General features: G+C 47.8%; 31 protein-coding genes. 26 read left to right on the top strand and 5 right to left on the bottom strand.

The window, feature by feature from the left end; all coding sequences use genetic code 11:
* The first annotated feature begins 147 nt into the window (after positions 1-147).
* The 11 genes from BMW55_RS09860 (at position 148) to BMW55_RS09805 (ending at position 9872) form a co-directional block, all read left to right on the top strand.
* Positions 148-1773 (top strand): lactate permease LctP family transporter, encoded by a 1626-nt coding sequence (locus BMW55_RS09860; RefSeq protein WP_089968106.1) that lies wholly within the window; start codon positions 148-150, stop codon positions 1771-1773.
* A 110-nt stretch (positions 1774-1883) separates the two neighbouring features.
* On the top strand, positions 1884-2618 hold the full coding sequence (locus BMW55_RS09855) for a (Fe-S)-binding protein (protein ID WP_089968103.1): 735 nt from the start codon (positions 1884-1886) through the stop codon (positions 2616-2618).
* A complete protein-coding gene (locus tag BMW55_RS09850) occupies positions 2615-4117 on the top strand; it encodes a LutB/LldF family L-lactate oxidation iron-sulfur protein (RefSeq protein WP_089968100.1) in 1503 nt (500 codons plus the stop codon). Before BMW55_RS09855 ends, BMW55_RS09850 begins: the two co-directional genes overlap by 4 nt.
* Positions 4107-4829, top strand: coding sequence for a LutC/YkgG family protein (locus tag BMW55_RS09845; RefSeq protein ID WP_089968097.1), 723 nt, complete (start codon positions 4107-4109; stop codon positions 4827-4829). Before BMW55_RS09850 ends, BMW55_RS09845 begins: the two co-directional genes overlap by 11 nt.
* A gap of 569 nt (positions 4830-5398) precedes the next feature.
* The gene (locus tag BMW55_RS09835) at positions 5399-6109 is read left to right on the top strand and encodes a DUF421 domain-containing protein (RefSeq protein ID WP_089968090.1); all 711 of its coding nucleotides are present in this window, start codon (positions 5399-5401) and stop codon (positions 6107-6109) included.
* 107 nt (positions 6110-6216) lie between these two features.
* Positions 6217-6423 carry a DUF1657 domain-containing protein gene (locus tag BMW55_RS09830; RefSeq protein WP_170839853.1) on the top strand — a complete coding sequence of 69 codons (207 nt, stop codon included), beginning with the start codon at positions 6217-6219 and terminating at the stop codon, positions 6421-6423.
* An 18-nt stretch (positions 6424-6441) separates the two neighbouring features.
* On the top strand, positions 6442-7296 hold the full coding sequence (locus BMW55_RS09825) for a DUF421 domain-containing protein (RefSeq protein WP_089968084.1): 855 nt from the start codon (positions 6442-6444) through the stop codon (positions 7294-7296).
* A gap of 16 nt (positions 7297-7312) precedes the next feature.
* Entirely contained in the window at positions 7313-7795 is a 483-nt protein-coding gene (spoVAC, locus tag BMW55_RS09820) for a stage V sporulation protein AC (protein ID WP_089968081.1), read from the top strand.
* Positions 7796-8812 (top strand): stage V sporulation protein AD, encoded by a 1017-nt coding sequence (gene spoVAD, locus BMW55_RS09815; RefSeq protein WP_089968078.1) that lies wholly within the window; start codon positions 7796-7798, stop codon positions 8810-8812.
* Positions 8812-9162, top strand: a complete 351-nt coding sequence (gene spoVAE / locus BMW55_RS09810) for a stage V sporulation protein AE (protein ID WP_089968076.1) — start codon at positions 8812-8814, stop codon at positions 9160-9162. Before spoVAD ends, spoVAE begins: the two co-directional genes overlap by 1 nt.
* Positions 9163-9197: 35 nt before the next feature.
* Entirely contained in the window at positions 9198-9872 is a 675-nt protein-coding gene (locus BMW55_RS09805) for a DUF421 domain-containing protein (protein ID WP_089968073.1), read from the top strand.
* 5 nt (positions 9873-9877) lie between these two features.
* On the opposite strand, the gene BMW55_RS09800 is transcribed toward BMW55_RS09805, so the two are convergent.
* Positions 9878-10105, bottom strand: coding sequence for a hypothetical protein (locus BMW55_RS09800; protein ID WP_089968070.1), 228 nt, complete (start codon positions 10103-10105; stop codon positions 9878-9880).
* A gap of 376 nt (positions 10106-10481) precedes the next feature.
* On the opposite strand from BMW55_RS09800, the gene BMW55_RS09795 reads away from it, so the two are divergent.
* From BMW55_RS09795 to BMW55_RS09780, 4 genes are all read left to right on the top strand, one after another.
* Positions 10482-11873 carry an ABC transporter substrate-binding protein gene (locus BMW55_RS09795; protein ID WP_139179479.1) on the top strand — a complete coding sequence of 464 codons (1392 nt, stop codon included), beginning with the start codon at positions 10482-10484 and terminating at the stop codon, positions 11871-11873.
* A 77-nt stretch (positions 11874-11950) separates the two neighbouring features.
* Positions 11951-12847 (top strand): carbohydrate ABC transporter permease, encoded by an 897-nt coding sequence (locus BMW55_RS09790; RefSeq protein ID WP_089968064.1) that lies wholly within the window; start codon positions 11951-11953, stop codon positions 12845-12847.
* Between the two features lie 28 nt (positions 12848-12875).
* Positions 12876-13727, top strand: coding sequence for a carbohydrate ABC transporter permease (locus BMW55_RS09785; protein ID WP_244527522.1), 852 nt, complete (start codon positions 12876-12878; stop codon positions 13725-13727).
* A 188-nt stretch (positions 13728-13915) separates the two neighbouring features.
* Positions 13916-14929, top strand: a complete 1014-nt coding sequence (locus BMW55_RS09780) for a substrate-binding domain-containing protein (protein WP_089968061.1) — start codon at positions 13916-13918, stop codon at positions 14927-14929.
* A gap of 196 nt (positions 14930-15125) precedes the next feature.
* Here BMW55_RS09780 and BMW55_RS09775 read toward each other — a convergent pair whose 3' ends face one another.
* Complete coding sequence (locus tag BMW55_RS09775) at positions 15126-15332, bottom strand: DUF1657 domain-containing protein (protein ID WP_089968059.1); 207 nt, start codon at positions 15330-15332, stop codon at positions 15126-15128.
* A gap of 247 nt (positions 15333-15579) precedes the next feature.
* Between BMW55_RS09775 and BMW55_RS09770 the strand changes: the two genes are divergently transcribed.
* The 3 genes from BMW55_RS09770 to BMW55_RS09760 all read left to right on the top strand — a co-directional run bounded on the left by BMW55_RS09770 (position 15580) and on the right by BMW55_RS09760 (position 18490).
* Entirely contained in the window at positions 15580-16668 is a 1089-nt protein-coding gene (locus BMW55_RS09770) for a class II aldolase/adducin family protein (RefSeq protein ID WP_089968055.1), read from the top strand.
* Positions 16669-16681: 13 nt separating this feature from the next.
* On the top strand, positions 16682-17506 hold the full coding sequence (locus BMW55_RS09765; RefSeq protein WP_089968052.1) for an SDR family NAD(P)-dependent oxidoreductase: 825 nt from the start codon (positions 16682-16684) through the stop codon (positions 17504-17506).
* A gap of 114 nt (positions 17507-17620) precedes the next feature.
* The gene (locus tag BMW55_RS09760) at positions 17621-18490 is read left to right on the top strand and encodes a diacylglycerol/lipid kinase family protein (protein WP_089968048.1); all 870 of its coding nucleotides are present in this window, start codon (positions 17621-17623) and stop codon (positions 18488-18490) included.
* A 38-nt stretch (positions 18491-18528) separates the two neighbouring features.
* Here BMW55_RS09760 and BMW55_RS09755 read toward each other — a convergent pair whose 3' ends face one another.
* The 3 genes from BMW55_RS09755 to BMW55_RS09745 form a co-directional block, all read right to left on the bottom strand.
* Positions 18529-18984, bottom strand: a complete 456-nt coding sequence (locus BMW55_RS09755; RefSeq protein ID WP_089968045.1) for a DUF441 domain-containing protein — start codon at positions 18982-18984, stop codon at positions 18529-18531.
* An 89-nt stretch (positions 18985-19073) separates the two neighbouring features.
* Positions 19074-19871, bottom strand: a complete 798-nt coding sequence (comA, locus tag BMW55_RS09750; RefSeq protein ID WP_089968042.1) for a phosphosulfolactate synthase — start codon at positions 19869-19871, stop codon at positions 19074-19076.
* A 66-nt stretch (positions 19872-19937) separates the two neighbouring features.
* On the bottom strand, positions 19938-21215 hold the full coding sequence (locus BMW55_RS09745) for an MFS transporter (RefSeq protein WP_089968041.1): 1278 nt from the start codon (positions 21213-21215) through the stop codon (positions 19938-19940).
* Positions 21216-21360: 145 nt separating this feature from the next.
* On the opposite strand from BMW55_RS09745, the gene BMW55_RS09740 reads away from it, so the two are divergent.
* The 8 genes from BMW55_RS09740 to spoIIIAG all read left to right on the top strand — a co-directional run bounded on the left by BMW55_RS09740 (position 21361) and on the right by spoIIIAG (position 26630).
* Positions 21361-21765, top strand: coding sequence for a CD1247 N-terminal domain-containing protein (locus BMW55_RS09740; protein WP_089968038.1), 405 nt, complete (start codon positions 21361-21363; stop codon positions 21763-21765).
* A gap of 205 nt (positions 21766-21970) precedes the next feature.
* Positions 21971-22951 (top strand): stage III sporulation protein AA, encoded by a 981-nt coding sequence (gene spoIIIAA / locus BMW55_RS09735; protein WP_425283840.1) that lies wholly within the window; start codon positions 21971-21973, stop codon positions 22949-22951.
* Positions 22948-23466 (top strand): stage III sporulation protein SpoIIIAB, encoded by a 519-nt coding sequence (spoIIIAB, locus tag BMW55_RS09730; protein ID WP_089968032.1) that lies wholly within the window; start codon positions 22948-22950, stop codon positions 23464-23466. The genes spoIIIAA and spoIIIAB overlap by 4 nt, the downstream gene beginning before the upstream one ends.
* Before the next feature lie 46 nt (positions 23467-23512).
* A complete protein-coding gene (gene spoIIIAC, locus BMW55_RS09725) occupies positions 23513-23719 on the top strand; it encodes a stage III sporulation protein AC (protein ID WP_089968029.1) in 207 nt (68 codons plus the stop codon).
* Between the two features lie 15 nt (positions 23720-23734).
* Positions 23735-24124 carry a stage III sporulation protein AD gene (gene spoIIIAD, locus BMW55_RS09720; protein ID WP_089968026.1) on the top strand — a complete coding sequence of 130 codons (390 nt, stop codon included), beginning with the start codon at positions 23735-23737 and terminating at the stop codon, positions 24122-24124.
* An 11-nt stretch (positions 24125-24135) separates the two neighbouring features.
* A complete protein-coding gene (gene spoIIIAE / locus BMW55_RS09715) occupies positions 24136-25329 on the top strand; it encodes a stage III sporulation protein AE (RefSeq protein ID WP_170839852.1) in 1194 nt (397 codons plus the stop codon).
* A gap of 3 nt (positions 25330-25332) precedes the next feature.
* Positions 25333-25998 (top strand): stage III sporulation protein AF, encoded by a 666-nt coding sequence (spoIIIAF, locus tag BMW55_RS09710; RefSeq protein ID WP_089968021.1) that lies wholly within the window; start codon positions 25333-25335, stop codon positions 25996-25998.
* Between the two features lie 14 nt (positions 25999-26012).
* Positions 26013-26630 carry a stage III sporulation protein AG gene (gene spoIIIAG / locus BMW55_RS09705; RefSeq protein WP_089968018.1) on the top strand — a complete coding sequence of 206 codons (618 nt, stop codon included), beginning with the start codon at positions 26013-26015 and terminating at the stop codon, positions 26628-26630.
* Positions 26631-26644 lie beyond the last annotated feature (14 nt).

Raw genomic sequence — 26644 nt, 5'->3', positions numbered from 1 at the left:
CATCTGATAACCTGATGATTTGAAGGCGTTGTTTTGAACCAACTCATCATATGACCTGATGTTTTATTTCACTCTACGATTCGCGTTTAACCGGAAACGGTAAACGATATACATTCATCCCTATTTCAATGAAGAGAGGTGTTCTTGATGCAAACCTGGACACAAGTGTATGATCCCCTGGGAACTTTAGGACTGTCAGCGTTGGTCGCATTGATCCCGATCGTCTTCTTTTTCCTTGCTCTGGCCGTTTTCCGCATGCGTGGTTATACGGCCGGAACCGTTACTGTCCTGCTGTCTCTGTGTTTAGCTGTTTTCGTCTACCACATGCCTGTATCCATGGCAATTGCAGCGACCGCTTATGGATTTGCTTATGGCATATGGCCGATTGCCTGGATTATTGTAAGCGCTGTCATTTTGTATAAAGTTACCGTTAAAACCGGTCAGTTTGATATCATCCGTTCTTCTCTTCTGTCCATTACAGAAGACCAGCGTTTACAGATGCTCCTTGTGGCATTTTCCTTTGGAGCATTTCTGGAAGGCGCGGCCGGATTTGGTGCACCCGTAGCGATCACAGCCGCTCTTCTGGTCGGGCTTGGATTTCATCCGCTCTATGCCGCCGGATTGTGCCTGATTGCCAATACAGCACCTGTAGCGTTTGGGGCCATGGGAATTCCCATTACCGTTGCTGGCCAAGTAACAGGTTTGGATGCGTTTGAAATCGGACAAATTGCGGGACGGCAACTTCCCCTGTTATCTATCATTGTTCCTTTCTGGCTGGTTTTCATGATGGACGGGATCCGTGGCATTCGGGAAACATGGCCTGCCATCCTGATCACCGGCGGTTCATTCGCGATTACCCAATTTTTCACTTCGAACTATATTGGTCCCGAACTGCCGGATATCACTTCTGCCCTGGTCAGTATGCTTTCCCTGTCCCTTTTTCTGAAAGTTTGGAAGCCCAAACACACTTCTCACTCCCCTTATGCAAAAATAAAGACAAATACAGAGACAAGCTATTCAAAAGGTCAAATATTTAAGGCATGGTCTCCGTTCCTCATTTTAACGGTCTTGGTCACACTGTGGAGTCAAAAGTCTGTGAAAGAAACATTAAGCTTCGTTACGATCAAATTCAAAGTTCCGGGACTTGATCAGCTAATCCTGAAAACTCAACCCATTGTCGAAAAAGTGACACCTTACACTGCAGAATTTAAATTGGATCTGATCGGAACCGCGGGTACTGCGATCTTTATTTCGGCCATTCTCTCTGCGATGGTGCTGCGATTAAAGCCAAAATCATTTTTCGCTGTATTCCGGGAAACGTTCGTTGAGCTGCGTTGGCCGATCGTGACCATCGGAATGGTGCTCGGCTTTGCCTTTATCGCGAACTATTCCGGCCAATCGGCAACCTTGGGACTGGTATTAGCCGGAACAGGTGCATGGTTTCCGTTTTTCTCTCCCTTTCTGGGCTGGCTGGGTGTCTTTTTAACCGGCTCAGACACCTCAAGCAATGCACTGTTTAGTAACTTACAGCAAATTACCGGGAGGCAGATTGGTGTGAACGAAGCATTGCTGGTGGCGGTCAACTCCACAGGAGGTGTGACCGGAAAAATGATTTCTCCACAATCGATCGCAGTCGCCTGTGCTTCGGTAGGTCTGGTCGGAAAAGAATCGGATTTATTCCGCTTCACAGTAAAGCATAGTATTTTATTTGCGATTATTATCGGAATCCTCACATATCTACAGGCCTATCTCGTTCCTTGGATGCTGCCGTAAAGAGTGGATCATCCGGAGAGAGCGGCAAAGCAACGGTACTCAACCCTTGATCCCGTTCTCTCCCTCGCTTCTTGTTTACAGAAATAAAGAAAGGAGAGGAGAAAAATCAGATGAGAGTTTCTCTGTTTATTACTTGTTTGTGTGATGCGATCTATCCACAGGTGGGAGAGGCGATGGCCCGCTTGTTAAACAGATACGGAATCCGCCTCGATTTTCCTGAATCCCAGACATGTTGCGGACAGCCGCCATTTAATACGGGCTACTGGGATGCAGCGAAAGAATCAGCGAAGACCATGATCCGGGCATTTGCAGAAAGCGACTTTGTCATTGCGCCTTCCGGATCTTGCGTCGGGATGATTCATCATCATTATCCCACCCTCTTTAAAGATGATCCGGAGTGGCTGAAAAAAGCCCGTCATCTCATTGAAAAAACGTATGAATTCAGCCAATTTCTCGTCCATGTACTCGATATTCAAGACGTAGGCGCTACGTTCCCTCATAAGGTGACCTATCATCCTTCCTGCCATGGAAGCCGCCTTTTAGGGGTCAAAGAAGAGCCTTACACACTTTTATCCCATGTAAGAGGATGCGAATTGATCCCCCTTCCCTTTGCCGAGGATTGCTGTGGCTTCGGCGGGACATTTTCGGTCAAACTTCCCGATGTTTCGGGAGCAATGGTCTGTGAAAAAGTCCGGCATATCACGGAAACAAAAGCAGAGGTGCTGGTTGGTTTGGATATGGCCTGCTTGATGAACATCGCGTGCAGGCTTCAGCATGAAGGCAAGACGATCCGGGTCATGCATCTTGCCGAGCTGCTCTACGAAGGAGTGAAACAGAACGCATGAGTGAGTTTCAAACAAGTCACACCCTCAAAGATCGGATACAGATTGCACTGAACGACGATTTTCTGCGAAATGCCGTCAAGTTTACCACTGAAAGGTTGCGTAAAAATAAACAAGCGGCTACGGAAGAACTGGGAAATTGGGAAGAATGGAGAGCTCGTGGTCAGGAAATTCGATCACATACCATTGCCAATCTCGACTACTACCTTTCTCTGTTTGTAAAGAACGCCCGTGCTGCGGGTTGTTATGTTCATTTTGCCGCCACCGCACAAGAAGCTGTCGACATCACGCTGAAAATTATGGAAGCAAAACAAGCGAAGTCGGTAGTCAAATCCAAATCCATGGTATCAGAAGAGGTGCACATCAACCATTTTTTACAGAAAAATGGCATTGAGGTCGTTGAAACGGATTTGGGTGAATATATCATTCAATTGGCTGGCGAAACCCCCTCTCACATCATTATTCCGGCCATCCACAAAAATAAAGAGCAGGTGGCGGAGTTGCTTTCCAGAGAGGCCGGAAAGCCTCTGCCCGCCGATACAGCGGTTTTGGCCGGATTTGCCCGCTCCAAACTGCGCGAAAAGTTTCTTCAAGCCGATATTGGAATCACCGGTTGCAACTTTGGCATAGCGGAAACAGGTTCGATCGTTCTGTTTTCGAATGAAGGGAACGCACGAATGGTAAGTACCCTCCCTAAAACACATATCACGATGATGGGAATGGAACGGATTATTCCCTCTTTGGAAGATCTTGAAGTGATGGCACAACTCCTGCCACGGGCGGCAACAGGTCAAAAGTTAACCGTCTATATGTCGGTAATCAGCGGACCTAAACGTCTCGATGATCTAGACGGACCGGAGGAATTGCATATCATCATTCTGGATAACGGCCGTTCCAATCAACTCGGTGACCCCGAATTTCAGGAAGTGCTTCATTGTATTCGCTGCGGGGCATGTTTGAATGCTTGTCCGGTTTACCGTCACATCGGCGGCCACGCTTATGGAGGGGTCTACAGCGGCCCCATTGGTGCGGTATTAACCCCTTTGCTGCAGGAAGACAAAAAAACATGGGGCGAGTTAGCCAACGCTTCCAGTCTGTGCGGAGCTTGTTATGAAGCATGTCCGGTAAAAATCCCGTTACACGATATGCTGGTATACATTCGCCGCCGCAATGTGGAAGAAGGTCTTCCCCCTAAGTCCGAAAAGTGGGGAATGAACGCTTTTAAAAAGATCGCGTCTCATCATAAGCGGTTTCGTCTGGCCATGAAAGCCGCCCGATGGAGCCAGAAATTCCTGGCCGGGACAGACGGGATTACAGCCAGGATCGGGCCGCTGAAAGGATGGAATATGTATCGGATTGCACCGAAGATAGCCAACCGTTCCTTTCGTGACTCTTGGGATCATTTGAATCAGGAGTTACAACAAGAAAAAGCTGACATCTCGTCCGTTCAATCGCGATTAAAAGAGATGTTGGCTAAACGGGGGGAGAAGGATGAGTCTTAAAGAGAATCGGGAAATCATTGCAGAGTTAGACCGGGAATCGAAACAGAAGGAAGCCGTTTTTATAGCACGTATTGCCCAGCGGTTAGGCCATTCCCGGGTGCAAACCGCGCCTCACAGAAATGTACGGGGAGTTCCTGAGTTTTGGAAAGATTACCATCTGGAAAAACCGGAACGGATATCATTGTTTATGAAAAATTGGGAGTCTCTTGGGGGAACAGCCAGGCGATTCTCAACCTCGGATGATTTGACATCGTATATTCAACAAGTGGCATTTAAACTGCAAGCAAAAAGAATGATCCGCTGGGGACATCCCTTTTTGGACCATATCGGGATTGATGAGAAGCTGAAAGATATGGAAAACATTGTTTGGGAGATCCGGAATAAATCCGGCCTACTCATCGGAGCCGCAGGTGCGGATCTTGGCATTGTCGTCGCAGACTATGCCATCGCGCACACCGGAACGATTGTGGTGGTCTCAAGTGCGACAAAAGGCCGCTCCGTCAGCCTGCTACCCACCGCTTTAATGGTTATCGTACGTACAAAAGATATTAAAACCAAAATGGGAGAAGTTTTATCCGAGATTCAACAAGGGAGAGAAATGCCGGCCGGAATTCATTTTATTACCGGACCGAGTCGTTCCGCCGATATCGAAAATGATTTGACCATTGGTGTTCACGGTCCGGGCATTGTTTACGCGTTGATCATAGATTAACACTCCCCTACGTAAACGCAGGGGCTTCTTGGGCCATCTCCCCGCAACCGGGAACAGACCGTGAGCCCCGCGGCGATGAATCCCAACCCTTCTTGCACCATGTTTGTAGCATTGATGTCCCGATCATGATGAACGCCATATCCCGGGCATGCCATTCCCGTCGTTTCAGCTCTTCTGCTTCTCAGTTTTCGGATCCACAACAAGCACAACACTGACCGGATGGAAGGCATATCCCACTTTTACAAGGGTTCTTCCGTACTATTTTGCTTAATTGGAGCCTTGCGGGAACATGTTGCCTGTTAACCAAAATTCAGTCCTTCGGGTTGACCCGCAATCCCGCCAACGCAATTCCTGAATGCCTCGGGGTAAAAATGCAAGAAAAAGGACATTTGAGAGACTTCGCAGTTTTTAAACCACTGGTGAAAACCACTGGTTTTTTTTTCGGTGAAGACAATGAAAAGAAATGAATCCATGACCTGCCCAAACAAAAGATGAGAGGATGTTTCTCTCATGTCAAATCCATTTGCGGTGAATACTAAAAAAAGATTCCAACGAACGGAGGGAGTTGCTTGCAACAATACATATTGATCTTTTTTCAAACGCTGCTCGCTTTTGGAACCATCTTCGTGCTGACCAAGATTCTCGGAAAACAGCAAATCGCAGAGATGACGTTATTTGAGTACGTGAACGGAATAACCTTTGGGAATATTGCCGGCGCGCTTGCGATCGACCTCGAAGGAAAAATCGGCTACTACTGGTTCGGCCTGGTTTTGTTTGGTTTATTGACATTGTCAATCTCCTATCTGTCATTAAAAAGCCGACGGGCCAGAAAAATTTTTACCGGAGATCCCGTTATTGTCATGAAGGACGGACAAATACTGGAAGGGAATCTGAAAAAAACCAGATTTACGATGAGTGAAATCATGCAGCTGCTTCGTCAAAAAAATGTATTTGACCTGTCCCAGGTTCAATTTGCCATTCTGGAAAATGACGGTTCCCTGTCCGTCATGTTGAAACCTGAATTTCAGCCGTTTACTCCAGGGAACATGTCAAACTCGGGGTCAAAGGTACAGCAAGTGCCGATGGAGCTGGTGGTCGACGGACAAGTGATTTACGAAAATCTGCGCAAAATCGGGCAATCCGGCAAATGGCTGCTGGAACAAATCCAAAAACAGAAGCCTGTCCGTTCCATACGAGATGTGTTTTACGCTGCAATCGAAAGTGATGGGAAGCTATATATCGATCTGCGTGAGGATCGTTCCATACAGATTGGTTCCTAAGAATAATCTCTGATCCATACAACGCTGATCCATTGAGTCTATGCATAAAAGTCTATGTATAAAAATGTGTCTACAATCGCAAAATGAGCTTTGTAAGGAGGAAAAATATGACTACCCATTCGAAAGTAAGGCAAACGCTGGCCTGTTTGGAAGGCGCCAAAGCAACGATGGATGTGTATGGTGAAATTTCGCAAGATGAGCAGGCACGTAAAATTTTTCACCGAAACTCACAAAAACTGGACTTGGTTTTGGATCGTTTGAAGAAGCGGGTTCGGGATCTTGAGTTTGAGGAGCCGCAGTTTAAAGGATTTTAAGGGAAGGAGAGGAAAAGTGTGCCGGAATGGCTGCAGATTATCATTCGATCGGTGGTATTAATTGCTTTTTTAATCGTGTTGACAAGGGTTGTAGGCAGAAAAATCGCCGCCCGGATGACATTCTTTGACATTATCTTCGCCATGGTCCTCTCGGTCCTCGCCGCCGCGGTCACCCTGAACCTCATCCATGCGGCGTACGGCTTCATCGCGCTAATTACTTGGGCATTAGCGGGTATTGGCATCAGCTTTCTGTCTATGAAGAGCAAGATGATCCATGAGCTGCTTCACGGAAAAGAGGCTGTTGTGATCAAGCATGGCAAAATCATGGAAGATCAATTAATGAAAATGCGTTTTACTCCTGAAGATTTGCTGCAACAGCTGAGAAGCAAACAAATCTTTAATGTGGCCGATGTGGAGTTTGCCGTGATGGAATCCACAGGCGAGATCAACGCACTTCTGAAATCCAACCAGCAGCCGATCACTCCCAAACATTTGGGTGTGGAAACCGCTCCCCAAACCGGTGCGCAAACCGTGATTATGGACGGAAATATCATGGATGAGGCTTTGAGCACCATGGGACTCAATCGCGGCTGGCTTCGCACCGAATTGGATAAAATCGGGGTTTCCCCGGAAAATGTGTTTCTGGCTCAAGTGGATGCGATGGGGGATTTGTATGTGGACTTGTTTGATGATGCGATTCAGCCCCCTCAACCCACGGCACGCCAGTTGCTATTGACTACGTTGGAACAGGCGAAAGCGGATCTGAAAACTTTTTCTCTGGAGACAGACAATCAAAAAGCGAAGCAGATGTACGATCAATGCGTTAAAGAGCTTGAATCGATCGTCTACGACGTACGGCCGTTGTTGAAATAAACCCGGAGGTGTTTTTATGTCCGATAAAAAAAAGAAAAAGCTAACCCCTGTACAGCAGGAGTACCAGGATTTTGCAAAACAGCGCGAACCGGAGCGCCCGGTCTTGAAGAATTGTTTGATGGCTTTTTTATTCGGGGGCAGCATTTGTTTGGTCGGGCAGTTGATCAGCACATTTTACATGCATTTCTTCGGTTTTAATGAAAAATCTGCCGGTGACCCCACGGTCGCCACGCTTATTTTCATTTCGGTTTTGCTGACTGGGCTGGGTGTCTATGACCATATTGCCCAGGTAGCAGGTGCCGGCACGATCATTCCCGTGACCGGATTCGCCAATGCCATGGCATCGGCGGCGATTGAGCACCGGTCGGAAGGCTATGTGCTCGGGGTTGGAGGCAATATGTTTAAATTGGCAGGCTCGGTGATTGTCTTCGGCACGGTTGCCGCTTTTGTGATTGGAACCATTAAGGTGATCATTATGCAGGTTTTAGGGGGATTTTAGGTGATTCAAGGACGGACGTGGATTTTTTCCAACAAGCCATCGATCGCTGCTTCTGCGGCTGTGGGAGGCCCCTTTGAAGCACAAGGCCCTCTGGCGGACGATTTTGACCTGTTGCACGGAGATCTATGGCTGGGGCAAGACAGCTATGAAAAAGCGGAGAAAAAACTGCTGGAACAAGCTTGCGAACGGGCGATTGACAAAGCGGGGATGAAAAAAGAGGATATCCAGTTTTTCCTGTCCGGAGATCTGATGAACCAGATCATCACCAGCAGCTTTACGGCACGAACGCTATCGGTTCCTTACCTCGGCTTATTTGGGGCATGTTCCAGTTCCATGGAAGGTTTGGCATTGGGAGCTCTGCTTGTCGACAGCGGCAACGCCGACCGGGTTCTGGTGGGCACATCGAGCCACAATGGTGCTGCGGAAAAACAGTTTCGCTATCCGACCGAGTACGGGTCGCAAAAACCTCCCACCGCTCAGTGGACCGTGACCGGAGCCGGGGCAGCCGTGATTACTTCGCAAGAGGGCGATCTCAGAGTCACAGCGGCCACCGTCGGCCGGGTTGTCGACATGGGACTTTCGGATCCATTCAATATGGGGGCGGCGATGGCTCCGGCTGCGGTGGATACGATTGAGGCTCATTTTCGTGACTTACGGTTATCCGTTTCTGAGTATGATCTCATTTTGACGGGTGATTTGGGAAGGGTTGGACACCGGATCGCGGTTGATCTGCTTGACAAACATGGTCTTAAACTCCCGCAAGACCGGTTTGGGGATTGCGGTCTGATGATCTACCGGGAAGATCAGCCGGTTCAAGCGGGAGCCAGCGGATGCGCTTGTTCAGCTTGTGTCACGTACGGACATGTGTTTAACCGGATGAAGAGAGGCGAACTCCGCAAGGTGTTAATTGTGGCCACAGGTGCGTTGCTGTCACCGATCAGCTATCAGCAAAATGAAAGCATTCCGTGTGTTGCCCATGCAGTGGCGATTGAGTCAGTGGGAGGAGTGGGTTCATAATGATCTTTTTTTGGGCATTTGTCGTAGGAGGGCTGATTTGTGTCATCGGCCAGATAATGATGGACGTGTTTAAACTAACCCCCGCACATACCACCAGTACGCTGGTCGTGGTTGGTGCTGTCTTGGACGGATTTGGATTGTATGAACCGCTGATTAAGTTTGCGGGTGCAGGGGCCACCGTTCCCATTACCAGTTTTGGGAACGCTCTGGTGCACGGGGCCATGGTTGAAGCGAATAAATCCGGTTTAGTCGGCGTGATCACAGGGATCTTTGAGGTAACCAGTGCGGGAATATCTTCTGCGATTGTGTTTGCCTTTCTGGCATCGCTGATCTTTAAGCCAAAGGGATAAAACGACCGACAACCGGAACTGCCGGGTGAGTGAATGTGTTATACATTTTAAAAGTGGCAACTCTGTTTATCTTTGCACTCATCGCTCTGCGCTTGATGGGGAAGTCGACATTGGCACAGGTTACGCCTCATGACTTAATGGCGATTGTAATGATCGCAGCACTCGCCACCCAACCGATTTTGGTGGACAGTTTTTCGAAAACCCTGCTGGCCATTGGTCTGGTGGTCGGGATTCATATTCTCTTCGCCAAACTGACCTTGTATCAATGGACCAATCGCTTCATCCTGGGTGAACCCACCATCCTGGTCAAACACGGAAAAATCATTAAGGAAAATCTGCGCCGGTCCCGGTTCTCTCTATCCGAATTACTGGCTGTGATCCGCTCCAGAGGTTACTCCGATATTCGGATGGTCCAATATGCGATTCTCGAACCTACCGGAACGGTTAGCGTTCTTCCCTGGGATGACCTGTATCCGGTCACTCCGAGAGACTTAAAATTAAACATCCCTCATCGGGGGTTAGCTCTTTCTCTTGTTGTGGACGGTCAAATTCAGACCCGAAATTTAAGACTGATCGGCCGGGACGAGAAGTGGCTGAGACAAGAGCTGCAGAAAAAGGGATACCGGGACGTTCAGCATGTCATGTATGCGGCAACAACAGACCGGGAACCCGGTCTCTATGTGGATGACGGAACAGGCACATGTACATGAGATTCTTAAATCGGAGTATCTTCAAAATAAGGAAATCTCTCATCCTGTTCCCAGGACTCCACTATACTGAGAGCTTGTTGATAGGGCATTCCCCGTCCCATAAGAAATGAAATGGCACCGATCTGGTACAAAACGTGGCGTAACGATTGCCCTGCTCCAAATTCGATGATTCCGTGGTAAACGGCCGGAGATATGGCTGACAGTACGGGAAAGCCATGATGATGATCGTGCATGACCCCATTCCTCCCTTCTGCTGGATATGGTCAATATATGGGCGAAAAACGGATTTGGTTACAAAGGGGGAGCCAATCTCCTTACCGTTGAGTGCCAGTTGAAGTTCGCGTGACATTGAAATGAACAGGATGAGGACGTGTAACTCCGTGGGATTACACGTTTTTTTATTCCGTGTTTTTGCTCAATTTTTAGTCAGGGGTCAGCCTTATTCAATAACATTACAAATGGAGATTACAAACTTTACTATGAACAGGCTTGAAACATGACATCTGGATGCCGGAGAGCGTTGGTGTACCTGACTAATTTATCTTTTTCACCTAAAATTATAAGCTGAAAATCTATTGTAAATACATTTACCAGTTCGAAGCATTCCAATTGACTGACAACGAAAATCATGCCATAATTAAAACACATAGTAACGTTACTATTCCGGGTAGTAATTTTCACGATCCATTTGGTAGCGCTGTCATTTTTCTGAAAATTGGGAAGGGAGAAAGGGCAATGAAGGGAAGGTTTATGAAAAAGATTGTAACCGGATTACTGGCATCCAGCTTGCTTGTTGGCATGGCGGGATGTTCGGGTGACCCGGGCGGATCGAGTGCCAGCGGAAAAGTGGAGTTAAAAATAGGTACATGGGCTGGCGCACAGGAGCTGAAAGAGTTTCAAGGAATCGTAGATCAACTGAATCAACAATCAAAAAATTATCATTTAACCATTCAGAGTATTCCAGCCGACTACTACAAAAAAATTCAGACCATGGCAGCCGCGAAACAAGCACCTGATTTGTTCTGGTTATCACAAGAGTACATACCCATGTATGCAGAATTAGGCGTCATCGCTCCGCTTGACGAATATATAAAAGGAAATTCCAAATTGAATCTCGACGACTACTTTGAAGGCCCGTTACAAGTGGGAAAAGTCAACGGAAAGCTTTACGGTCTGCCTTGGATTAACCAGCCTGTCATGCTTTACTACAATAAAACACTCTTTGAGAAAACCGGTGTTGAACTTCCAAAGCCGGACTGGACATGGGAAGACTTTGAAAAAGCGGCGATCGCTTTAACAAAAGATGTGAATCAGGACGGGAAAACGGATCAATTTGGAACAGTGATCGATGGCTGGCCACCGGTTGCCTTATGGGTTTGGACCCATGGCGGAGAAATTATTGATAAAGACGGAAAAGTCCGCATGGACGAGCCGCAAGCCATTGAAGGGATCAAAATGTTTCATAAGTTGATTAATCAGGACAAAGTGACGCCGAATAAAACTCAGGCACAAAATACGGGCGGTCCGGAAATGTTTAAAACCGGAAAGGTAGCCATGTTCTTTGGCGGTGCCGGGGATGACTTTGAAAAGCAAGTAGGAAATGCTTTTGAAGTCGGTATGACAAAAGTGCCTCATGCAACAACAGAAGCTACATTCAGCTGGATTGCCGCTACCGTGATGTCGAACACGACAAAAAACAAACCAGTGGCAGCCGAAGCATTAATTGACTTGACCAATGCCATTCGCAAATGGAAAATACTCCCTCCCACCAAATCAGGTCTGGGACATGTAGCGGACATCCGCCCGGAAAAAGCATATGCGGTTGAAATAATGACAGAGAGCTCAAAAGTATCACGCGGCTTCAATAACCAAAGCAAGCAAAATGAGCTGGATACTGCCATTTGGCAAGAGCTGTACGAGCCCATTCTGTTAGGCAAGAAATCTCCCGAACAGGCAGCAAAAGATGCGGCGAACGCACTTCGAAAAATATTAGGTCAATAATTGCCGAAACCAGAGGCTGTCTACGAGAAAGCAGTACTCCACATGACAGCCTCTTTGCTATTAGAGAGGTTGATGATATGAAAAAATTAAAAAAATACGAAGGATTTCTGTTCATTTCCCCATGGATCCTTGGGTTTTTCATCTTTACTGTTTTTCCAATCTCGTTTGCCTTCTACATCGGATTTACGGACTGGAACTCCTTCACCGAACCGAAATTCATTGGTTTTGACAACTATATTCATCTATTTAAAGATGACAATTTCTTAAACTCGCTGAAAGTGACTGTTGTTTACGCGATATTTGCCATTCCTTTAGGAATCATCTCTTCCCTGACCATTGCAGTCATCGTCAACATGAAAGTGAAGGGAATTTATTTCTTTCGGACGGCCTTATACCTTCCTGCCGTCGTATCAGGCGTATCCATCGCCCTTTTATGGAGATGGATTCTCGACCCTGATTACGGTTTGATCAATTTAATTTTATCGTATATCGGTATTTCCGGGCCAAACTGGCTCGGCGACCCGTCTTGGGTCTTGCCTTCCTATGTCATGATGGCCATTTGGGGGGCCGGTGGCGGGATGTTGACCTATCTTGCCGGACTCCAGGAGATCTCGCGCAGTTTGTATGAGTCGGCTGAAATCGATGGTGCCAACGGGTGGGTCAAATTTCGGCATATTACTCTTCCCATGTTGACTCCCGTTATCTTTTATAATCTCGTGATGGGGATCATCGGAGCATTCCGGAAGTTTAACGATGCATATATCATCGGCGGTGCCGGAAATCAAGGACAATTTTATATGGTCTATTTATATGAAAACGCCTTTACCTATTACAAAATGGGATATGCTACCGCGATGGCATGGGTTTTGTTTCTCATCATCTTACTGCTAACCTTGCTCGTTTTTAAAACTTCACCTTTATGGGTGTTCTATTCCGGCGAAGTTGAGGGAACAAAAAACAAGCCAAACAGATGAAAATCAACTGCTAAGTAGGTGAGTGATCTTGGCAATTACTTTAACCCGTACCCGTCGTAAAAAAATTCATGCCATTTTTGTTTATTTGTTTCTGATTGTCTCCTCTGCGGCAACCGTATTACCATTGCTTTGGATGATCTCCACCTCACTGAAGTCCGGAGACATCATCTTTCAAATTCCTCCGAAATGGATTCCCAATGATTTTCACTGGGAAAACTACTACCGTGCTGTTACGGATATCCCCTTTTTTCTGTACCTTAAAAATACAGTACTCATCACGTTTTTTCGCGTCTTTGCGGAAGTATTTATGTCCGCATTCGTGGCCTACGGATTTGCCCGATTCCATTTTCCAGGCAAAAACATATGGTTTTTGATTCTTTTATCGACGATTATGTTGCCTGGAGAAGTTACGATGATTCCCGTATTTCTCATGTTTAGCGAGCTCGGATGGATTAACACGTTCAAACCCTTGATCGTTCCTGCCTTTTTCGGCGGACAAGCCGTGTTTGTATTTCTGCTGAGACAATACTTTTTAACGATCCCAAGGGAATTGGAAGAAGCCGCCTTAATGGATGGGGCATCAAGGTTTCAAATTTTTTATAAAATCTTTCTCCCTTTATCGAAACCTGCTTTAATCACAATCGGAATCTTTTCTTTCCAAGGTTCGTGGAACGACTTACTGGGGCCATTAATGTATTTAAATGATTCGAACAAATTCACCTTGCAATTAGGACTGGCGATGTTTAACGGAATGACGAAAGTCGAGTGGGGACCTTTAATGGCCGCTTCCATTTTAGTATTGTTACCTACGCTGATCATTTTCTTCGCGATGCAAAAATACTTTGTTGAAGGAATTTCTGTTACCGGTATTAAAGGCTGATGCAGGATTTTTCTCATTTATTTACATGGATAGGCTTGTTTTTGTCAACTTTCCGGTTGGTTATTACGTTCACCATGAATCTGTAGTAGGATAATATTTATATCCTTCCTCCATTGCCCGATGACCAGAACCAGGTTTCCGCAGCATCATGGAAGGCATGTCAGCTTTTCAATTAGTAGGTGTTGAATATGAAAAAAAAAGTAACGATGCAAGATATTGCCGATCGGTTAAATATATCGAAAAACTCGGTATCGCAAGCTTTAAGGGGAAAAGAAGGCGTGAGCGAAGAAACCCGGGAGTTGATTAAACGTGTGGCCGAAGAAATGGGTTATCAATATCCGGGCTCCCGAAAGCAAGAGAAACAAGGAAGAACGGGGAACATTGGATTAATCGCTTCTGATTTTGTGTTCTACTATAAAAATTTTTTTGGAGAAATTTATTTGAGCATTGAAAAAGAAGTGGTAAAACGGGGAATGAACTTGCACATTCAATCGATCAATCACGATCAGAAAGAGAACCTCATTTTACCTTCATTCATTGAAAATAAGATGGTGGACGGAATTTTGATCCTTTCCCACATCAGTACCGAATATATTAATAAAGTCATCTCCACCGGCATTCCGACTGTGCTTGTCGACCACCATCATCCCAACATCGAAGCGGATGCCGTCCTGACAAATAATCGTTTTGGGGCTTATCTGGCCGTACAACATCTCATTGAATTAAATCATCGTAACATCGCCTTTGTCGGCAATGTGAAATATTCACCCAGCTATGAAGAACGTTATGAAGGATATTTGCTGGCATTGCAGGAGTACGGCATCGAACCCAATGAAGCTTTTATATTTAAAAATGCGGAGGAAAAAGAAGAGGTGATTCTTCAGTATATAAAGCGATTGGAGCGGCAACCGACTGCTTGGTTCTGCGTCAATGACGGGTTAGGGTTTTTGGTCAACTCGTGCTTAAGACAACAAGGAATCCGAGTACCGGACCAAGCGTCCATCTGCAGCTATGATAATGGGCAATTATCGAAAATCTCGACCCCGAAAACAACGACCGTTGATATTGATTTACAACTTTATGGAAGAAGAGCTGTTGAACTGCTTTTCTGGAGAATGGAGAACAAAAACGAACCTTTCCAGGAAATTCTGCTTTCTTCGAAAGTGATTATTAGGGAATCGACCACATTTGCTCCCAAGTAATCATAAATGAACACGGGAACACCTATACCGTCAAGGGGCTGATCTTAAACATTTGAGATTCAGCTCCTTTATTCGTTTTTATTCCTGAAACATACCAACCCCTGGCTTTTCTTATGAAAAGAGCCAGGGGTTTCTCATCAAGCCTCTCGCACCGAATGGTACGGGACTTTTGAAAGGAGCAAAAATGAATTCCTGATTATTGTTGTTTAAACTGCGGTTCTTCAGCCATGATTTGTTGCTCTCTGCTTTTTAATTGTTGAATGATGGAGTCCATATTTTGCGCCAGTTGGTTGAACATTTGTTTCGCTTGTTGGTTATTGGTGTCCAGAGCAAAAGCTCTCAGGTTAGCGGCTACGCTTTCTGCACTGGCAACGGTTTGTTGGATTTTTGTTCCGACGGTCATGCCGTTCAACTCCTTTAAAGTAAATAGGGTATTGACACGAGTTATTCTGTACAGGGTTGAAATAAATATTCTTGATGCGGGAGGGTCCGGACGAGAAAGTTCATTCCATTTGGATGGAAGCCGGACAGGACTGCTTTTGATGCGATCCGTTTGCAAGTATGCTCAGGGGGGTGGTTGGAAAAGATTAATAAAATCTCCTTGATTGGAAAAAATAAACTTGTCGATATCGAGAAAGGGTGAATGGTTGATGGTTATGTTTTCAATGGTTGGTGATCGGCGAAGAACCCTGACACTGGAGCGCTTTGCTTCGGGGATTCAAAAAGTAATGGAAGCCAACGGTTACACGCTGGATTCAGAAACCAATCCTGAACTGCAACTCGTGTTTAATTTTGTTGATCCGGATCATCCGGAGCATTACCGCCGTAAAGGAAAAGGAACATTTGTCGTAACGGTAACCGAAAATGACAAAAAAGCGGAAAGCATTTTACATACAGGATACCCCATCCTTGTGCGGTCCCTGGGAAATATGATGATTTATTTGGACCGTTCCGGAGAGCAGCCCAAGACCTATTTCATCACCCTGGAACAAGGATGTTACACAGTACCCATGAATGAATCGGATGAACGTTATTTCTCCTACGTATTTGAAAGATTACGGCCGCTGGCCACTTCCAAATTGGTGATCGACAATCGGTTCATTCCGGATCTTCCCGAAGAATTATGGGAAGGAGACGAAGTGACGGAAAGTATGTACCGCGCCGGCAAAAAGCTGGATGAGATGAATTTGCTCCCCACTCCGTTTCCGATTGACCAATTATTACCTCCTCAAGATCTTCGCCATATTCAAAGGCTCTACGGAATTGGCGGGCTGAGTTACGGCAATTTGAGCGCACGCAAGCATGGAAACCAGTTTTGGATGAGCGCCAGCGGGGTAAATAAGGCCCGTTTGAAAGAGATCGGCCGGGACATTTTAATGATTAAAGGATTTGATGACAAAAGCCCTGCCATGGAGATCAGCGTTCCGCCGCATGTGCAGCCCAAACGGGCTTCCGTTGATGCGATTGAACACTGGATGATCTACAATGAACATCCCGAAGTGGGTGCCATCGTCCATATTCACGCCTGGATGGAAGGGATTCCTTCAACGGAAATCAATTACCCGTGCGGCACGATCCAATTGGCTGAAGCGGTAGCGGAACAGATCAGAAGAGCGGATGATCCCGCGCGGGCGGTTGTGGGGCTGAAAAACCATGGTCTGACCATTACCGGCCGGGACTTGGATGATATATTTGAACGGATTGAGGGACGGATTATACCGCAAGTCCCCATGTCCTGACGAGGGATGACACATGAATCGGCGAATTGTTCTCCTTACAGGTGCTTCCAGCGGGATCGGGCGGGAACTTGCCCGCCAATTGGTGCAGAGAGGAGATTTTCCCCTCCTCGCTGCCCGTAACCGAGAGGCTCTGGAGGCATTGAAAAACGAACTGAAACAGGCTGACATTTTTCCCTGTGATGTCACGAGCTTGGAACAAGTCAGCAGCATGGTCGATCAGATCATCGACCGCTACGGCCGGATCGACGTGCTCGTCAACAATGCGGGATACGGGCGTTTTGGGGGATCCCTCGACATCCCCATTGAAGATTACATCGGCATGATTGACACCAACTATTTGGGAGCCGTCCGCTTGACCTGTACTGTTTTGCCCCACATGCTCAAGCAAGGAGGGGGGCGCATTATCAATATCGCTTCCGTAGCCGGACTCACAGGCATCCCCAACCTTGCTCCCTATGCGGCTTCCAAATTTGCGCTGGTCGGCTTTTCAGAGTCGCTCTCTCTCGAGTATTCTCCCCGGGTTCAGGTTTCCGTTTTGTGTCCGGGACCGGTGCAAACCCCGTTTTTCAAAGGGGAAGATCCTTCCCGATTGTTCCCGGGTCCGATCGCCCGCCAATTGATTGACGTGGAAACCGTGGCCAGACATGCCATCCAATTGATGGATCGCCCGAAGCGGATCAAGGTGATCCCCCGCGGAATGAGCTTATCGATGAAGCTGCGCGATTGGGTGCCGGGAATGTATCTGTGGGTGGCGAAGAAAATGTATCGGAAGATCGATCGGAATACCTCTGCCGCCAAAAATATGGAAGGCCTTCCTGTCGGACGTGAAAATGGATAAAACCGCTCACGGGAGGAGTTTATCATTTTCATATATCTGCCCACATATGAATAGCGAAAACCGCTCCACGTGATCCTAAAGATCAGGGTTTGAGCAGGCGAAGGAGAATGGGTTGTGAGAGTGTTTATCGTAAATTCGGTTTCCGGTAACGGGCGTGGACGAAAAATTTGGCTCCAGGTGCAACGCTTGTTGGAAGAGCGGAATATTCCTTATCAGGTGGAGTTTACCAAAGGGCCGGGTCACGCTGCTGAAATCGCCGAATCCGCTGCCCGGTCAAATGTACAGGCGGTGGTGGCGATCGGGGGAGACGGAACCGTCAATGAAGTGGGAAACGGGTTGGCAGGCACAGAGATCCCCATGGGATATATCCCGGCCGGATCAGGAAACGATTTCGCTTTGGCACAAAACATCCCCTCTGATCCGGAACAAGCTTTACAGCGGGTATTGGATCATCAGGTGCGCCGCGTGGATACCGCGGAAATCGGCGAACGGATGATGATCGGATTCGCCGGGGTCGGGTTTGACGCGAAAGTGGCCGATACGGTCAACCATTCCCCTTTCAAACGATGGGCAGGCCGCTCCATCTATTTTTTTGGAGCAGTTCAAGTTCTCACCCGGTTTCGCCCGGCTTCGGTCTCTCTGCTCATAGACGGTAAACGCTGTGAATATCAAGGATTGTGGTTGATTGCCGTGACGAACAATCCTTATTACGGAGGCGGGATGAAGATTTGTCCCGACGCGAAAAACGATGACGGATGGCTCGATATTTGCTGTGTTCATAATCTGAAACATGCCCAATTTTTAAAAATGTTTCCGTCCGTCTACAAAGGGAAGCATGTGAACCATCCTTCTGTGACCCTGCTCCGCGGAAAGGAGATTACCATCGATTCCGAAGCTCCCCTGGTTGTCCATGCCGATGGGGAAGTCATTGGCAGGACTCCTTTATCCATCCGGGTTCGTCCGCAATCTTTATGCGTGTTATAACAAAAAACAGGGTCGTCTTTGAAAGATGACCCTGTTTTTCAGTTCCACCACGTATGAAACAGTTTGAGCAAAAAAGCCGTGATGCCTGCTGCCATCAGTGGCCCGACGGGAATACCCCTTAAGAAAAGAATGCCAAAAATGGATCCGATTACTAATCCCACAATGAGTTGGGGGTCCACTTTCAGCAGGTCAAGCCCTTTTCCGTTCATGTATGTAGCCAATGCTCCGCCGATTAAAGCCAGGACCCCGGGAACAGAAGTAAAAATGGACAATACATCTTTGTAGTTAATTTTACCTGAAGCGAACGGCACTAAAACAGAAATGGTTAAAAAAAGAAGGCCAAATTCCAATCCCCGCCGTTCCACAGACGGAAAAAAACGCTCCAGGTGAATCAGTTTCAGGATGAGCAACAGGCTGGCTGCTGTAGCGATTAATGGTGATCGCCCGATAATTCCGATTACGATGAGGATGACGAGCAACAGATCAGGATTCATGAAATGTGCATCCCCTGTCCGAAGAGTGTTTGTACCACTCTATGAAGGGAAGAGGGAAAATAGTAGATATTTTTGCAAGTGCCTCACTTTCAACGGTTCCAAAAACAAAAAGTATCGGAACGCAGTCCGCGTCGTAACGATTCGACGGAAAGAATTTCGTGAACAGGGATATTGCCTAAATTGGCATTGCAGCCAACTAATTGCAGAATTTGAATCTGTTGGTGTTTTTGTGGCGTCTCCCAGATGATTCGGTCCGGATCCACTTCTTTTAACACATCCATCACATATCGGCTGTTCACTTCTCCGCGGTCATCGTAGATTCCTATGTTTTGTCCGTTTTCCCTTCCTTCCACAATGATGTAAATGGCCCCGGCTTTGACATCGTGTTCATAAGTGGATAGGAGCTCGGGAATGGTGGCAACCGATCCTGCGGTCTTTTTTCCGACCTCTGTAATGACCCGAAACCCCCATTCGATGGCCTCACGAATCGCTTTCTCCCTGTCCTGGCGTGATAAATCAATGGTCCCGTCAGAGATTTCCACCCATTCAAACTGAAGTTCTTTCAGAGTTCGAAAATAGGAATGGAGACAATTTTGTGCTACTGCAATTTCAAAAAAGGTTCCTCCCGGATATAGGTTCACTTGATGTTGTTTACAAAGGATGATCTTTTCCCGCAACACCGCACCGGGAGTCAGTACGGCCGTTCCAAAACCCAGTTTGATAAAGTCGATGTATGCTCCGGCAAGTTCAAGGGTATCACGGAAAGCGATCAAGCCCGTTCCTTTATCCATCACCATGGTGCATCCACGAGTACGAGGCTTTTCCATCCGTTCTTTGGAAGGATCGATCAACTTTCTGTTCCAAATCATGGTTGAAGTGGATTCCATTCAATTCGCCCCTCTCCCGCTAGACATCTTACAGAGATATTTATATGCGGGAAAGAGCCGCTGGGTTCATGCCGGATGCAATCTTCTTTTTCGAATCAAGAGGCGTGTTCTTCCGTCTTTTCCGCGCAAGCGTTGCGGACGTTGGATAAAGATCATGGCCAAAACAAAAGCAATTGCTAATAAGACGCCCGTACCGAGAAAAAGGAGAAAAGGCCGGTTGGCAAGCGCTCCGAATACGGGGGGGCCGAGAGCGACTCCGAAAAAGCGAACACTTCCGTACAGGGAGGTGATGATCCCCCGTTCCTGCATCCCAACTGCGGATGTGATCAGTGTATTGAGACAGGGAAGGATCAATCCGCTTCCAATTCCCATGAAAAAAGAGACGGTGATGAGCAGAATGGCATTATCGATCCAGGGAACGACTCCAATGGCCAGGGCGGAAGTGATCAGCCCGGTCATGATCAATTTTTTCATCTGGTTCGTTTTTTCTTTGACATGGGCTCCTGTAAAATAAGCGGTCAAACAAAGGGCAAGAAGAGGAATAGCCAGGATAAAGCCTTTGATGACCCCATCTATTTTGTATGTCTTTTCCAGGAAATCGGACAGGTGAAACAATACCCCAAACATGGTGAACATCGTGATCGCTCCGGCAAAAAAAGCGACCGTCAGCCATTTGCCCTGCCGGGCAAAAATCTTCTTGATGTGCTCTTTATACTGGCTGAGCGGCGGCGGTTCTTGCTTGGCTGCCGGTTCTTTAATGAGAAGCCAGAGCGCAATCGCAGCGGGTATGCACAGGAGAGGGAAGGCGAAAAACATCGCATACCAGGTAATCAGGGCAATGAGTGATCCCAGGATGGGGCTCAGAACTTTCCCCATGGCGTTGGATGCCTCGATAATACCCAAAGCTTTGCTTCTTTGTTCTTTGGTGTATAAATCGCTGACCAAAACCATGGCGATGGGTGCCGTGCCGGCCGCGCCAATCCCTTGGATAATCCGCGCTGCGAGCAAAAACCCGTAGGATCCTCCTTTCCAAACGGAAGCGATTCCTGCCAAGAGTCCTCCCAGTCCGTACAAAAGCAGGCTGATCGCAATCACTTTTTTGCGACCGATGCGGTCAGATAAGATCCCGGCGATGGGGATCACGATGGCGGCGGGAATTGAGAAGAGGGTAATTAACAGACTGACTTGAAAAGACGTCACGCCCAATACAGAACTTGCCGTGGGCAGAACGGGAATCAGCATGGAGTTCCCCAGCACCATGATCAGTGGAATGGAAGTTAAGGTGATAAGAGCGGAAGTCTTCGGCTTTTCCTGTTCTGGTTTTGCTTGTGTGGTTGCTGCCATCTATTTCACCTCTTGGATCCTTGTGTCATACTTAGGATGCCCTGACAAGTCATTTCCTATCGAGCCAATTATTGCGAAGAATGAGAGGTGAACCGCGTGGCGACAATAACCTTACAAGATCGAATCAGAGAGGATGGCGAGTGGCATGTATGAGCGTCTGAGAAGAGAATTAGCTTATATTCAAGGATTGCTTGAAGGAACTCAGAAGCAGGACAGCATAGAGCAAAAAGCGTTGGGGCGGTTGGTCGATATCATCGATGAACTGATCGAAGCGACGCAGCAAATGGATAAGCGCCAACTGGAACTGGAAGAATATGTAGAGGCGATTGATGACGATCTGAATGACCTTGAACTGGTTGCTTATGAAGATGAAGAAGAGATGCTGGAACTCATTTGTCCCGAATGCGGTGAACACGTACTCGTCGATTCCGCTGACGTGGAAGATGAAACGATGGAACTTTTATGTCCCAAGTGTCATACGGTCTTGGACATAGAGGATGTGTCAGACCAGGAAGAAAACGACACAGTTGAAGATGGAGAAGGAATTTAAGAGCGGAGAGCAGCCGCTCTTTTTTCTGTTTAAGTGGTTGGCGCCGGAAGACTCATCCGTCAGGTCTCATGCACTCCGTCTGATTCGGCATTTGTTATTGTGCGATCTTGGACCATGGATGAGCGTCAGCTTGTCATATTAGGAACAAGTCCACATATGTATGGGAGTAAAAGAATTTATGTGCGACGGGAGGTGCTCCATGTCAATCAAGCCTGTTTACCAGATTCTCCCTCTCTCCATCCGGGAATTGATCCAGTCTCTGCCGCGTACCATTCTCGGCTGTTTGGAAGAGATTCGTGTGAGGCAGGATCGCCCGTTGGAAGTGATCACCTCGGAGCAATCCTGGTTTGTCAGCCGCAATTGCCTGCTCAGTCAGCAGCCCAAGGACAGTATGATTCCGACCAAGGATGATTGCATCAAAATGCTGAACTTGATCAGCAATCACTCTTTGTATGCCATGGAGGAAGAACTGCGCCGGGGGTATGTAACCGTGAAGGGAGGGCATCGGGTCGGCCTGGTGGGCAAGGTGGTGGTGGATCGAGGACAAGTCAAACATCTCCGGGATATTACGGGCTTCAACGTTCGCATTGCCCGCCAGGTAAAGGGGGTTGGCGAATCGCTCATTCCATATGTCCTGCGTGGGGATCAAGCGGAAAACGTTCTCATCGTCTCACCCCCTCAATGCGGCAAAACCACGTTGATTCGCGACTTGGCGCGCTTGGCGAGTACGGGTGGGGAAGGTTACCGTTCGCACAAAGTGGGAATCGTCGACGAGCGGTCAGAAATCGCAGGTTGTGTGGACGGCGTGCCGCAACATGATGTTGGGCCCCGGACCGATGTCTTGGATGGTTGTCCCAAAGCAGAGGGAATGATGATGATGATCCGTTCGATGTCTCCTGAGATTCTTGTCGTGGATGAAATCGGCAGACAAGAAGACAGCGATGCGGTACATGAGGCGATTTACGCAGGGGTACATCTGTTTGCGACCGCACACGGTCAATCGGTCGAAGAAGTTTGCCGGCGCCCCACACTTGCGGAACTGGTCAAAGAAGGCGTATTCTCCCGCATTATATTACTCAGCCGCCGTCATGGTCCGGGAACGGTGGAAGCTGTTTACGACCGGATGTTGAGACATCTGGAGCCCGCGAGGGAGCCGTTCGGACCCAAGGTGGCGGGACACCGATGATCAAATTGATCGGAGCCTGTTTGATCATCATCGCTTCCACCCTGATCGGATTTCAATTAGCGGGAAATGTGGCACAGCGGCCGCGGCAAATCAGACAACTCCGTTCTGCACTGGCCTGTCTCGAAACGGAGATCGGCTACGGAACCCGACCGCTCGTCCAGGCATGCCAGCAAATCGCATCCAGAGAGCTGGGTCCCGTTTCCCGGTTGTTTGCCGCATGCGCCCGCAATCTTTCGCAAATGGATGGAGCTTCTACATATGAATGTTTTCAAAGCGCTGTTGAACAAGAGTGGAAAATGACCGCGCTGACCAAAGCGGAGAAAATGATCTTGCTGGATCTCGGTCATACCCTGGGGATTTCCGACCGGGAAGACCAGCTCCATCATCTGGCGCTGGCCCAGTCCAATCTCGAAGTGGAAGAAGCGAAGGCACGGGAAGAGCAAGCCAAGTATGAAAAAATGTATAAAACGATAGGGGTTTTATCCGGCGCATTGATCGTCATTTTGATGTATTGATCTGAGAAACGGAGCGCTTTGTTGTAGGCGGGGGGAGGTACTGATTATGCCATATCATTTGGATTCCGTTTTCCAAATTGCCGGAATCGGCATCATTGTCGCCATGATTCATACGGTTTTGAAACAGATGGGCAAAGAGGATTTTGCACACTGGGTGACGCTGTTCGGATTTGGCGTGGTCCTGTTTATGGTCGCCATGTTGATTCAGGATTTGTTCCAAACCATTAAAAACGTCTTTCTTTTTCGCACCTGATGGGAGGCGGTCCGCTTGGAAATAATCCAGGTGGTAGGTCTCGGGCTTGTCACTACGTTTCTGATCCTGGTCATCAAAGAACAAAAGCCGGTTTTTGCATTTCTCCTGGCTACCTTTGTGGGGATCATCATTTTTATCTCTCTTGCCGCAAAACTTGCCGAAGTCATCGGGGTCCTGCAAAATCTGGCCACCCAAGCGCGAGTCAACAATTTGTTTTTGGAAACGATTCTAAAAATTATCGGGATTGCTTACATCGCCGAATTTGGAGCGCAAGTAACCCGTGATGCGGGACAAGGTTCTATCGCCTCCAAGATTGAACTGGCCGGCAAAGTGTTGATCATGGTGATGGCCATACCGATCATCACCGTCATTATCGAAACCATTGTCCAAATTCTGCCCGCGTGAGGATGACCGAGATGTTGAATACCCAACAGTTCATTCCGATCATCATTCTAATCATTTACTTGCACATGCCGCTCCCCGTCCACGCCGTTGAAGGGGAAAAAGAGCCTTCGGTCACGGATCAATTGATTCGAACCCAATTGAATCAATTGCAGACGGAAGAGGTGGAATCGTTCTGGCGCCAATTGCAGACGGAATACGGGCGCTATTTTCAGGGGCAAAATCCACCCGGTTTGTTTGACCTTCTGCTGTTCAATAAAGAGAACTTAAGCACCAAAGAAGTAGCGACCGCATTTTTGCGCTATTTTTTTCACGAGGTGTTGTACAACGGAAAACTGTTGGGAACCATCATTGTCTTAACCGTTTTCAGCATGATCCTGCAAACGCTGCAAACCGCATTTGAAAATAATCAAGTCAGCAAAGTGGCTTATGCCATCGTTTTTATGGTGATTATCATCCTGGCGGTAGACAGCTTTGCCGTCGCCGTAGATGCGGCAAAAACGGCAATCGGGCGCATGATCGATTTTATGCTGGCGCTGATCCCGCTCCTGCTCACCCTGCTCACCACGATGGGCAATATCGGTTCGGTTACCTTGTTTCACCCGCTGATTGTGTTCATGATTCATGTGATTGGCACATTTATTTACACGTTTGTGTTTCCGCTGCTCTTTTTTGCCACCATTCTCAGCATCGTCAGCAGCTTGTCCGAAAAGTATAAAGTGAATCAGTTGGCCGGCTTGTTGAGGAAGGTGAGTGTGGCTGTGCTGGGAGGATTGCTGACCATCTTCCTGGGGGTGATCTCCGTACAGGGAGCCACTTCCGCCGTCACGGACGGGATCACCATCCGTACCGCCAAATACATTACCGGGAACTTTGTTCCCGTGATCGGGCGGACCATTTCGGAAGCGGCCGATACGGTGGTGGGCGCATCGCTTCTGGTTAAAAATACGGTTGGACTGGCCGGGGTGATCATCTTGCTGATGGTTTGCGCATTTCCCGCCCTGAAAATTCTCTCCCTCGCCTTTATATACAATTTTTCGGCCGCCATCATGCAACCGTTGGGCAACAGCCCCATCATCGAGAGTTTAAGCATCATCGGCCGAACCCTGTTCTACATTTTCGCGGCGCTGGCTGCGGTGGGGCTGATGTTTTTCCTGGCGATTACCATTATCGTAGCCTCAGGAAATATCTCGGTGATGATGAGGTAGGTGATGAATGTGATCGAGTGGCTTGGAGACTGGTTGAAGCAGATAATTCTTTTGATTTTGATCGCGACCTTTATGGATCTCCTGCTCCCCAATCACACGATGGAGAGATATGTGAAGCTGGTGATGGGACTTTTGATTATCCTGGCCATTCTGTCTCCGATTTTCAATCTGTTGCAAAAAGATTTGAACTTGTCTTCCCTGGCTTTTACAACAGATCGTTCAACCGACGCCAAAACGCTTGCCCCCATAGATCAAATTAAACAGAACAGCGAAAAGCTGAAAACCGCACAAAACACTCTGATTCAGGAACAAACGGAACAAGCGATGGAACAGATGATCCAGGAGCAGATTGCGCAAAAATTTCCGGTGGAGGTGATGGAGACGAACGTAACGACACAAATGTCACCCGAACACGTGACCCGGATCAAACAGATTCGACTGGTTGCCAGGATGAAAGATGCTCATTCACCTGACAGCGGAGACGGGATGAGATCACCTCAACCCATCATGCCGGTTCATGTGAATGTGGGCGAGGAGCAACCGGCTTCAACCCGGACGGAGAAACCGTCGCAACAAGCCGGCCTGGTCCGCAGCATCATCGACGATTTGAAGCGGACTTGGAATCTTTCCTCTGAGCAAATACAAGTCCGGCTCGAGCCGGTTCTGTGAAAGGAGGTTAGAAGGTGTGGAAGCAGTGGTTGACCCGTTTTGAAGAAAAAATGGGCGGCAACGAGAAACAAAAAAACCGGTTCCGGCTGATTTTGCTGTTGGGTTTCGCGGGAGCCGGCGTGATGCTGTTCTCTTCTTTTCAGGCGAAGCAAGTAGGGATCAGCGAAGATGCTCCGCCTCCCCCCGAACAGGAGGCGAAAGCCACCTCCGCTTCTTATGACAAGATCAAAACGATGCAGGATTATGAAAGAGAATACGAAGCACAGTTGGAAGAAGTACTCAGCAAAATTGTAGGGGTCGACGATGTCTCGGTCATCGTCAATCTCGATTCCACGGAAGAAGAAGTGGTACAAATGGATATCCGGGAATCGGAGCAAGTGACCACCGAAGTGGACAAAACGGGGGGCAATCGCCGGATCTCCCAGAACACCCATGACAAAAAAACGGCCTACTATCGGAGTGAAGACGGAGAGAAACCCGTTGTGGTGAAACAACTGAAACCAAAAGTGAGAGGCGTTCTGGTTGTCGCCAGAGGGGTAGAAAATCTGCAAGTGAAAGCGATCGTGATCGAAGCCGTGCAGAGAACCCTCGATGTCCCCGTTCACCGCATTTCCGTATTGCCAAAAGGATAAGGAGGAATCATTTC

The organism is Lihuaxuella thermophila (assembly GCF_900110165.1).
Lineage (GTDB): Bacteria > Bacillota > Bacilli > Thermoactinomycetales > Thermoactinomycetaceae > Lihuaxuella > Lihuaxuella thermophila.
This window is presented reverse-complemented; position numbering and strand designations above follow the sequence as displayed.